10 protein-coding genes are annotated in these 10,419 nt (G+C 61.7%); 2 read left to right on the top strand and 8 right to left on the bottom strand.

What is annotated here, in order from left to right:
- Positions 1-646, bottom strand: a 646-nt coding sequence (locus ACEK02_RS13400) for an S-adenosylmethionine synthetase N-terminal domain-containing protein (RefSeq protein ID WP_371422181.1), incomplete at its 3' end; no start/stop codon positions are given.
- A 58-nt stretch (positions 647-704) separates the two neighbouring features.
- The gene (locus ACEK02_RS13405; protein WP_068738171.1) at positions 705-2,060 is read right to left on the bottom strand and encodes a hypothetical protein; all 1,356 of its coding nucleotides are present in this window, start codon (positions 2,058-2,060) and stop codon (positions 705-707) included.
- 177 nt (positions 2,061-2,237) lie between these two features.
- On the opposite strand from ACEK02_RS13405, the gene ACEK02_RS13410 reads away from it, so the two are divergent.
- Positions 2,238-3,548, top strand: coding sequence for a UDP-glucose/GDP-mannose dehydrogenase family protein (locus ACEK02_RS13410; protein ID WP_371422182.1), 1,311 nt, complete (start codon positions 2,238-2,240; stop codon positions 3,546-3,548).
- Between the two features lie 87 nt (positions 3,549-3,635).
- Here ACEK02_RS13410 and ACEK02_RS13415 read toward each other — a convergent pair whose 3' ends face one another.
- The 6 genes from ACEK02_RS13415 to ACEK02_RS13440 all read right to left on the bottom strand — a co-directional run bounded on the left by ACEK02_RS13415 (position 3,636) and on the right by ACEK02_RS13440 (position 9,559).
- A complete protein-coding gene (locus ACEK02_RS13415) occupies positions 3,636-4,754 on the bottom strand; it encodes a cobalamin-independent methionine synthase II family protein (RefSeq protein ID WP_371422183.1) in 1,119 nt (372 codons plus the stop codon).
- A 31-nt stretch (positions 4,755-4,785) separates the two neighbouring features.
- Positions 4,786-5,532, bottom strand: coding sequence for an ABC transporter ATP-binding protein (locus tag ACEK02_RS13420; RefSeq protein ID WP_371422184.1), 747 nt, complete (start codon positions 5,530-5,532; stop codon positions 4,786-4,788).
- The gene (locus ACEK02_RS13425) at positions 5,525-6,277 is read right to left on the bottom strand and encodes an ABC transporter ATP-binding protein (RefSeq protein ID WP_371422185.1); all 753 of its coding nucleotides are present in this window, start codon (positions 6,275-6,277) and stop codon (positions 5,525-5,527) included. The genes ACEK02_RS13420 and ACEK02_RS13425 overlap by 8 nt, the downstream gene beginning before the upstream one ends.
- Positions 6,274-7,317 (bottom strand): branched-chain amino acid ABC transporter permease, encoded by a 1,044-nt coding sequence (locus ACEK02_RS13430; protein ID WP_371422186.1) that lies wholly within the window; start codon positions 7,315-7,317, stop codon positions 6,274-6,276. The genes ACEK02_RS13425 and ACEK02_RS13430 overlap by 4 nt, the downstream gene beginning before the upstream one ends.
- A gap of 7 nt (positions 7,318-7,324) precedes the next feature.
- A complete protein-coding gene (locus ACEK02_RS13435; RefSeq protein WP_371422187.1) occupies positions 7,325-8,191 on the bottom strand; it encodes a branched-chain amino acid ABC transporter permease in 867 nt (288 codons plus the stop codon).
- 198 nt (positions 8,192-8,389) lie between these two features.
- Positions 8,390-9,559 (bottom strand): ABC transporter substrate-binding protein, encoded by a 1,170-nt coding sequence (locus ACEK02_RS13440; RefSeq protein WP_371422188.1) that lies wholly within the window; start codon positions 9,557-9,559, stop codon positions 8,390-8,392.
- A gap of 264 nt (positions 9,560-9,823) precedes the next feature.
- Between ACEK02_RS13440 and ACEK02_RS13445 the strand changes: the two genes are divergently transcribed.
- Complete coding sequence (locus tag ACEK02_RS13445; protein ID WP_371422189.1) at positions 9,824-10,282, top strand: MarR family winged helix-turn-helix transcriptional regulator; 459 nt, start codon at positions 9,824-9,826, stop codon at positions 10,280-10,282.
- Positions 10,283-10,419 lie beyond the last annotated feature (137 nt).

The following is a 10,419-nucleotide window of genomic DNA, read 5'->3' on the forward strand; positions in this document are numbered from 1 at the left end:
CGACGCGTTCACGCACCTGGTTCGAGGTCATGTCCTCGACGAGATGCTGATGCGAGACGACGATCTCGCGCACGCCAACCGGCTTGCCGTTTTCATACTGCACGGTGACCTGGCTCTTGGAGTCCGGGCCGAGCACCTTTTCGGTACCAGCGTGACGGGCTTCCGAGATCAGGCGCAGGATCTTGTGCGCATAGAAGATCGGTGCCGGCATCAGCTCGGGCGTTTCGTTGGTGGCGTAACCGAACATGATGCCCTGGTCGCCGGCGCCTTCTTCGGCATTGGTCGGCTGCTTGGCATCGACGCCCTGCGCGATGTCGGCCGACTGCGGATGCAGCAGGATCTGGACGTCAGCGTTCTGCCAATGGAAGCCATCCTGCTCGTAGCCGATATCCTTGATGGCGGCGCGGACGACGGCTTCGATATGGTCGTTAGTGACGGTGGATGGACCGCGGGTCTCGCCGGCGATCACAACCTTGTTGGTGGTGGCGAGGGTTTCACAGGCAGCGCGAATATCCCAGGGATCGATGCCCGCCTTCGGGCCTTCGCGGAAGAACAGATCAACGATCTCGTCGGAGATACGGTCGCAAACCTTGTCGGGATGGCCTTCGGAAACCGATTCACTGGTGAAGAGATAAGACGCGCGCATCAACTGGTCCTCTAATTTGCGCCGAGTTCGGCAGCCTTCGTCACATTGTTCGGAAATGTCAGTCGCGACGCCGCGAGATGACGTAGGATTCGTCGTAGAACCAGAGACCGTTGTGCTTGCGCAGAACCTCTCGGGTGGCATCCAGGTAACGGCCGCTCTGGGTCACTTCCGTCAAACGGTCATCCTCGATTTGAGCCACGTAAACCGCCGCGTTCCACGCCGCAAAAGCCGTCGATGTTCCAATCGATCCGGTCACCTCGTTCGGCAGCGCCTCCATGGCGTAGCGAAAGATCGACCGCTGGTCGGAATAGGCATTGAAGTTCAGATCGCGGCCGGCTGAGCCCAGCTCGTATTTCACCGCCCGCAATAGCTCATGCCGGCTGACGGCGAAAGGATTTTCTTTGGGCCAGACGGCTTGGACGATCTCCATACCGGGGTCCTGCCCATGCGAATGGATACCGATCAGTCGCCCACCAGCCCGCAATGCCCGGGCCAGCGGCGCCATGATCCGTTTGGCCCGAAATTGCACCGAAGACTTCGCCCGATAGGGCTGGGAGGCGATAATCAGGTCAAAATTGGCCTCTGTGCGCCCTGCCCGCGGGATAATCGAATCCAGCAGGAACCGGTGATCCTCCCGATAAACCACCAGCGCCACGGGCCGTTCATAGGTCGGCATGCCTGATCGGGGGTTGATACTGGCCCGCCAGTTGTCCTCAAGAAAAGCTCCAAGTCCAGCAATCTGGTCGGCGAATTCGCCGGACGAAGCCCCCCGCAGCGGAACCTCGTGCCAGATCATGGCGGCGGCAGCGGCCGGCGATGCCGGGGTGAGCGTGGGCGCCTCGGCATAATGCATGTTGGTCAGGACGAAGACCGTGGCCGGATGTTCGAACAGCCGATCCGGCACCTTGTCCAGCGTCAGCCGGACGTCCTCAAGGCTGAGTTCCTTGCCTGCGATATAGAACGGCATATGCGGAAAACGGCCGTGCATCGAGCGCATCACCCGCGCCAGCACTGTGCCATCGCCAACGCCGGCATCGAACACCCGCAGCGCCGGCGGGCGCGGATGGATGCTGGCGAGTTCCAGCCCGACGCGATCGGCAATCACCCGCTTTTCCGAGCAAGTATGGACAAACAGCAGGTATTTCTGCCGGTTCTCGAAGAAGCGGAAATTGCTGCGCGGATCGCGCCGCTCGATTGGCGGCTCCAGCCCGCGCGGCGGCGGCACGCCCTCCGGCATCGACTGGGCAATGAAGGCCTGAATCCGCTCCAGCGTGTCGATGGTGATGCGCTTGCCCTCGCGCAGGCGGTTCACCAGCTTGCCGTCATTGACGGCCCGGCGACCGAAGGTCGACTCCGCCATCTCCGCCTGCCGGCAGAAATCGGAGATGATTCCGAGGATCTGATCGTTCTTCATATGCGGGGATGTGACCGAAAGTGGGCAGAATTACGCTTGGCCCACTCTTTAGCACAGCCTGCCCACAGATGAAATGCCCCATCGATCCGCCTGCCGTCGTGTGAAAGTCGCGCGCTTCTGCTAGGATGGGGGAACTTCAAGTTTTCGCCTCTCGACCACTCAAAACGGGTTTTCTCCATGCGCATTGCGATGATCGGCACCGGTTACGTCGGCCTTGTGTCCGGCGCCTGCTTCGCCGATTTCGGCCACCATGTAACCTGTGTGGACAAGGACAGCGGCAAGATCGACGCCCTGCTGCGGGGCGAAATCCCGATCTTCGAACCCGGCCTCGACGCCCTGGTGGCCAGCAACGTGAAAAGCGGCCGGCTCGGCTTCAGTCTCGACCTCAGTGAGGCCGTGAAGGCGGCCGACGCCGTGTTTATTGCGGTCGGCACCCCGTCCCGCCGCGGCGATGGCCATGCCGATCTCAGCTACGTCCATGCCGCCGCACGCGAGATCGCCGCCAACCTGCGCGATTTTACGGTGGTGATCACCAAGTCGACCGTGCCTGTCGGCACCGGCGACGATGTGGAACGCATCATCAAGGAAGCCAATCCCGAGGCCGACGTCGCCGTGGCGTCCAATCCGGAATTCCTGCGCGAAGGCGCCGCGATCCGCGACTTCAAGCATCCTGACCGAATCGTTGTCGGCACCGACGACGAGCGCGCACGCGCAGTGATCTCGGAGATCTATCGCCCGCTTTATCTCAATCAGGCGCCGATCATGTATACGGGCCGCCGCACCGCCGAACTGATCAAATACGCCGCCAATGCATTTCTCGCGACCAAGATCACCTTCATCAATGAAATCGCTGATCTGGCCGAGCGCACCGGTGCAGATGTCCAGGATGTCGCGCGCGGCATCGGCCTCGATAACCGCATCGGCGCGAAGTTCCTCCATGCTGGCCCCGGCTTCGGCGGCTCGTGTTTTCCGAAGGACACCCGCGCACTCGTCAAGACCGGTCAGGACTACGACGCGCCGCTGCGGATCGTCGAGGCAGTTCTCACCGTCAACGACAACCGCAAGCGCGCCATGGCCCGCAAGGTTTCCGCCGCGCTCGGTGGCAATCTGCGCGGCAAGACCGTCGGCGTGCTCGGACTGACTTTCAAGCCCAACACCGACGATATGCGCGAGGCGCCGTCGATCCCCTTGATCACCGCGCTTCAGGATCTCGGCGCCACCGTGCAGGCCTACGATCCCGTCGGCATGGAACAGGCCAGGCACGAACTGCCTGATATCGCCTATTGCGACGATGCATATGCCTGCGCCACCGGCGCCGACGCGCTGGTGATCGTCACCGAATGGGAACAGTTCCGCGCCCTCGATCTCGCGCAAGTAAAGCAGAAGATGAAGCAGCCGGTCATCGTGGACCTGCGCAACATCTACCGCCGCGAGGAGATGGAGAAGGCCGGCTTCACCTATGAAAGCGTGGGCCGCGGCAAGCCCTGAGAGCTCATCGTCAGGAGACTGACATGCAAATGCCCGGCAAAAGCCGGGCATTTTTGTTGGCGAGCCGCCGGTCAGGCGATAACGGGCTTACTTGCCCCAAAGCTCGTTCGCGACATCGACAGCGAGCTTCAGCTTGGCCCACTGCTCGTCTTCACTGAGGATATTGCCTTCCTCGGTGGAGGCGAAACCGCATTGCGGCGACACGGCCAGCTGCTCAAGCGGCGCGAACTTCGAAGCCTCTTGCAGACGCGCCTTGATGTCTTCCTTCTTCTCGAGCTCACCGAACTTCGAGGTGATGACACCGACCACGACGACCTTGTTGCCCTTTGGCAGGAAGCGCAGCGGTTCGAAGCCGCCGGCACGATCCGAATCGTATTCGAGGAAGTAGCCGTCGTAATTGGTACCGGCGAGCAGCGTTTCAGCCACCGGCTCGTAGCCGCCCGACGAAATCCAGGTGGAGCGGAAGTTGCCGCGGCAGACATGCGTCGTAATCACCATATCCGCAGGACGCTCGGCGATCGCGTAATTGATGATGCGCGAATAGATCTGCTGCAGATTGTCAGCATCCTCGCCACGCGCACGGACCTTGTTCAGCTCATCTTCCGAGCAGAGATAGGCCCAGACCGTGTCGTCGAACTGCAGATAGCGGCAGCCGGCGTCGTAGAACGCCTTCACGGCCTTGCGATAGGTCTTGGCGAGATCCTCGAAGAACACTTCGATATCCGGATAGACCTCCTTCGAGATCGCCTTGCGACCGCCGCGGAAATGCAGGACTGCCGGCGACGGGATGGTCATCTTCGCGGTGACGCCCGCGGTGTCGCAATGCTTCTTCAGGAACTTGAAGTGCGCCAGCATCGGATGATCGTCTGGGAAATCCACCTTGCCGATCACGCGCACCGAGTCATGACGGGTCTCGACGCCGGTGAACTGAATGCCGGTGTCGGGATGATAGAGTTCGCAGCCGGTCAGCTTGGCGAGGAAGTCGAAGTGCCACCACGAACGACGGAATTCGCCGTCGGTGGCGAGCTTGAGGCCGGTCGAGGCCTGGCGATGCACCACCTTCTCGATCTCGATGTCTTCGACCTTGCGCAGGTCGTCAGCCGAAATCTCGCCCTTCTCCAGCTTGGCACGCGCTTCCTTGATCGATGCGGGCCGCAACAGGCTGCCGACTTCGTCGGCACGGAACGGGGCTTTGGTTCTCTGCATAGTTGTTACTCCAGGATGCTCGGTTTGCAGATTAGCCGGATGTGCCGGCTGTGTGTTTGCTCTTGTTGCCGGCTGCGCCGGCGACGCCCAGGAAATGCTCCAGCACGGCAGGATCGGATTTCAACGCTGCACTCGTCGCATCATGAACGATGGTGCCGCGTTCCAATATCACGACACGATCGGCGAGCCCGAGTATTTTTTGGGCATTCTGTTCCACGATGATGGAACAGATGCCGCCGGCACGTGTGATCTTTCCCAGCGCCGCCAGCAATTCATCGACGATGATCGGTGCGAGGCCTTCGGTCGGTTCGTCCAGTAGCAGCACCTGCGGATTGAGCGTGAGTGCACGGCCGATCGCCAGCATCTGCTGTTCACCGCCAGACAGCTGATTGCCGAAATTGTTCTTGCGCTCTTCGAGCCGCGGAAACATCTCGTAGATCTTCTTGACGTCCCATGGCCCGGGCTGCGCCACCGCGGTCATGTTCTCTTCCACGGTGAGCGAGCGGAAGATGTTGCGTTCCTGCGGCACCCAGCCGATGCCGGCGCGCGCGCGCTGGTCCGGCCGCAGCAACGTGATGTCTTTTCCGCCGAGCTTCAGCGTGCCGCTGAAGCGGCGGGTGACGCCGACGATGGAATTGATCAGCGTGGTCTTGCCGGTGCCATTGCGCCCGAGCAGCGCCAGCACCTGGCTTTCGCCGAGTTGCAGCGTCATCTTCGGAATGACCACGGCTTCGCCATAGCCAGCGCGCAGATCATTGATGTCGAGAAGATCAGACATCGGCGCCCTCGCCCAGATACACGGCCTTGACGCGCGGATCGCGCGCGACTTCATCCGGCGGGCCTTCCACGAGCATGGCGCCCGCGACCAGCACCGAGATGCGATCGGCAAAGGAGAATACCAGATCCATGTCGTGCTCGATCAGCAGCACGGTGACGTCGCGCGGCAGGCTAGCGACTGCAGAGAGAATATCGTGGCGCTCGCTTTCCGGCACGCCTGCTGCAGGTTCGTCGAGCAACAGCACACGCGGCTTGGTCGCAATGGCGACGGCGATTTCAAGAAGGCGCTGCTTACCATAGGGCAATGTCGCCGTCGGCTCATTCATGACGTCGAGCAGATGAAAGCGCGCGAGGTTTTCCGCGATCGCGTCATTGACGTCACTGCGGGTGCCCATGCGACGCCACCAATCGCTGCCATGGCCGAGATGTTCGGACGCAGCGAGACCAACGGTCTCCAGCGGCGTCATGTCGGGATAGAGCTGGTTGATCTGGAATGTCCGGGACAGTCCGCGCAACACGCGCTTGTGCACCGGCAGGCCGGTAATGTCGTTGCCCTCCAGCAGGATGCTGCCGGAATTGGGCTTGAGCACGCCGGTCAGAAGATTGATCACGGTCGTCTTGCCGGCACCGTTCGGGCCGATCAGCGCGTGACGCGCGCCGGTCTCGATCTTGAGCGACAGATCGCGCGTGACACGAAGGCCACCGAAAGACTTTTCGAGGTTGACGGTTTCCAGCGCGATGGTCATGGCGCCTCACCTTCCGGCACAACGACCGGCGCCTTGGCGCGGCTGAACCTGCTCGCGATCAGCCGCGGCACGAACATGACCCAGCGATGCATGCGCTCACGGCCGATCAACACGATGACCACCAGCACGGCACCGATCCAGAACTGCCAATATTGCGGCGTCAGCGTCGAGAAGAACTCCTGCAGCAGCTTGAAGATCACCGCACCGATCAGTCCGCCATACAAATAGCCGGTGCCACCGATGATCAGCACCAGCATCAGATCGGCCGAGCGATCGAAAGCAAAACCATCGAGCGAGGCCAGCGCCGTCGTCTGCGTCGAGAGCGCGCCGGCAACGCCCGCGTAAAATGCGGCAATGGTGTAGATCGCGATCAGCCGGCGATTGACGGGAATGCCGATCGCCGAAGCACGCAGCGGATTGTTACGGATCGCACGCAGCGACAGGCCGAACGGCGAATGCACGATGCGGCGCGCCAGCAGGAACATGATGAACAGCACGATCAGGCAATAGATGAAGCCGACCTTGCCGAAGATGTCGAACGAGAACTGGCCCAGGATTGGCTGCATCTCGATGCCCTGAAGGCCATCGGAACCACCGGTGATGTTTGAAAAACGGTTGGCGAGCTCGCGCAGCAACAGCGCAATGCCGAGCGTCACCATCAGCCGTGTCAGATCCGACCCGCGCATGACGAGGAAGCTCGTCACGAAGCCCAGCGCCATCGCGGCAAGACCAGCAACAACCAATGCGACCACCGGTTCGGTGACGATGCCGTGCAGTGCCAGCAGTCCCGCCGCGTAACCGCCGAAGCCGAAGAAGGCGGCATGGCCGAGCGAGACGATGCCGGCATAGCCGAGGATGAGATCGAGCGAGAGCGCAAACAGGGCCAGCCACGCGATTTCGGTCAGGATCAGGTAGCGGTTCGGGAACAGCAGGATGCAGCCTGCAGCAGCGAGCCAGAACACGACTTCGGGCCAGCGCCATTGCGCACGCGCCATGGCGAAGGTGCCGACTTCCGGATGCGTGGTGCTGTTCGCTGTCATGATCCCCTCACCGCGCCGCGGTACGACCGAACAGGCCGTTCGGGCGCCAGATCAGGATCACGATCATCATGGTGTAGATCACAAAGGCGCCGAGCTTCGGCACGTAATATTTCCCAGCGACATCGCCGATGCCCAGCAGCAGCGAGGCGAGGAACGGTCCGGTGATGCTGGAAGAACCACCGACGGTCACCACGATCAGGAAGTAGATCATGAACTTCAGCGGGAAATACGGATCGAGGCCGAGGATCTCGGCGCCAAGTGCACCGCCCAGGCCAGCAAGCCCGCAACCGAACGCAAAAGTCAGCGCGAATACCTGCGGCACGTTGATGCCCAAACCCGACGCGGCGCGCGGATCATCGACCGCGGCGCGCAACCGGCTGCCGAAGCGCGTCTTCGACAGGATCATCTGCAATGCGATGGTGAGCAATCCGCAGATCACGATAATCATCAGGCGATAGCGACCGACGCCAAGACCGAACAGATTGATCTGGCCCTGCAGGTAATCCGGCAGATGGATGAAGGTCTGCGACGATCCCATGAAGTAGTCCACCGCGGTCACTGACATGAAGACGAGACCGATGGTGAACAGCACCTGATCGAGATGACTGCGCGTATAGAGATGCCGATACAGCGAACGCTCGAGCAGCGCGCCGATGGCCGCGCTCGCCACAAAGGCGATCGGCAAGGCCGCGAAGAACGGCAATCCGGAACGATTGACCAGAATGGCGCAGATATAGCCGCCGGCCATGGCGAAAGCGCCATGGGCGAGATTGACGAAGTTCATCAGCCCCAGCGTCACCGCCAGCCCGCACGCCAGCACGAACAGCAACATGCCGTAGGCGACGCCGTCGAACAGGATGGTGAGAAGGGTCATTTAGTTCTGGGTGCTTTCTGTCTTGTCCCTCCCCCTTGCGGGGAGGTGGCCGGCCGCAAGGCCGGTCGGGTGGGGTGGGGTGGGGGTGGCGCCACCTGGAGAGCGGCGCGTGTGGCCCCCCACCCTGCCCCTCCCCACGCAAGCGGGGGAGGGAAATTGCCGATGGCGGAGCTTACTACACTTCCGAAAAAGTGTCGCTTACTTCTTCGTCTTGCCGGGGTCCTTCACCGCATCGAAGGTCGCGAATTCGATGTTGTAGAGTTCGCCGTCCACCTTCTCGACCTTGCGGATATAGATGTTCTGCACGATGTCGCGGGTGTCGGGATCGATCGAGATCGGGCCGCGCGGGCTCTCCCACTTCATGCCCTTCATCGCCGCGATCAGGCTGTCACCGTCGGCCTTGCCGCCGGTCTTCTTCAGCGCTTCGTAGACGAGATGGATACCATCCCAGCCGCCAACCGCCATGAAGCCCGGGCGCGTGTTGTACGCCTTCCTGTAGGCCGCAACGAAGTCCTTGTTCATGGCCGAGGGATGCGCAGCTGAATAGAGATGCGCGGTCACGGCGCCCAAGGCTGCATCGCCCATATTGTTCAGCAGGTCGTCGTCCATGACGTCGCCGGGTCCGATCACCTTGATACCGGACTTGTCGAGGCCACGCTCGGCATACTGCTTCATGAAGTTGCCGCCCTGCCCGGCGGGCACGAACACGAACACCGCGTCGGGCTTGGAATCCTTCATGCGCTGCAGGAACGGCGCGAAGTCCGGATTGGCCAGCGGCACCTTGACCTCTTCGACGATCTCGCCGCCGCCGGCGACGAAGTGTTCCTTGAAGAATTGCAGCGCGTCGTTGCCCGGCGCGTAGTCGGACGTCAGCGTCGCGACTTTCTTGATGCCGTTCTTGGCGGCCCAGTCGCCGATGATGGTGGAGGACTGCGCCAGCGTGAACGAGGTGCGCACGATATAGGGCGAGCGCTCGGTGATGATCGAGGTGCCCGCGGCCATCACGATTTCCGGCACCTTCGCCTGGGTCGCAAGCGGCGCAGCGGCCAGTGCAGCCGGCGTGACGCCGAAACCGGCGATGATGTTGACCTTCTCGTTGACGATCAGTTCCTGCGCGAGGCGCTTGGTGTTGTCAGGCAGCGCCGCGTCGTCCTTGAGGATGACCTCGACCTTCTTGCCGGCAACGGTGTCGCCGTTCTTCTGCTGATAGAGCTTGATGGCGTTGTTGATCTGCTGGCCGGTCGAAGCCTGACCGCCGGTCATCGGCACGATCAGACCGATCTTGACCGTCTCCTGCGCCTGCGCCACTGCGCCGACAGACAACACGCTGACGGCGGTCACGGTCGCGGAAATCAAATTCCTCAGCATCAATTCCTCCTCTATGCGTGATGTCGGCTCTTCAAGGCCGCAAAGTCATGTCGCCATACGCTGTCGCCCGCGATAACGGAGCCATGTTGACCTGTCAACGGCCGGGTTGACAACACAACGCGGTCTGTTGAACTGCGTAATTCCGACGCATCGTGGCATGCTGCTAAAGTCTAGCCAAGCATCCTCGGGCGGCTCGATTTCCGTTCATTTCAGATTGCAGATCGTATCCAGATGACAAAGCCGGTGATTAATCATGGACGATACGTGCCGGCGCTCATCAACTTTCTGGGCAACAAGCTCGCCGCGGGTGCCTCGAGTGCCTATCGGCGAGAATTCGGCGTCGGTGTCACGGAATGGCGGATACTCTCGAAGCTCGCCAGCGAAGACGCGTGCACCGCACAACAGATCTGCCAGTATTTCGATCTCGACAAGGGTCTCGTCAGTCGCACCCTTAAATCTTTGGTCGATAACGGCAGCGTGACAGTGACCGACGTGGCCGGTGACAACAGGCGCGTCGTCATCCTGACCAAATCCGGCCGCGCGCTGCATGACCGGATCATCGAACTGGCACTCGACCGCGAAAAGGTGCTGCTGGATTGCCTCGATGAGAAGGAAGTCGAACAGCTGATCGACATGCTTGGCCGCCTGCTGGCACAGGCGCCCGCGGTCAATGCGGTGCGGGTTCGCAAACCCGCGACACCGCGGCGCAAGACGACGGCCTGACACAGCGCTGCTCCGTGCGCCCACGCGCCGTCCTTGCCCGCGCCCCAAGCGCGTGCGTGGCGATCCCAGGGTTCTCCCTCAAAATGAGGGAGATGAAGCGCCGAAAGGCGCGACTTGGGTACAGTGCCGCAGCGTGC

It is taken from the genome of Tardiphaga sp. (assembly GCF_041424195.1).
In the GTDB taxonomy this organism is placed as follows: Bacteria; Pseudomonadota; Alphaproteobacteria; order Rhizobiales; family Xanthobacteraceae; genus Tardiphaga.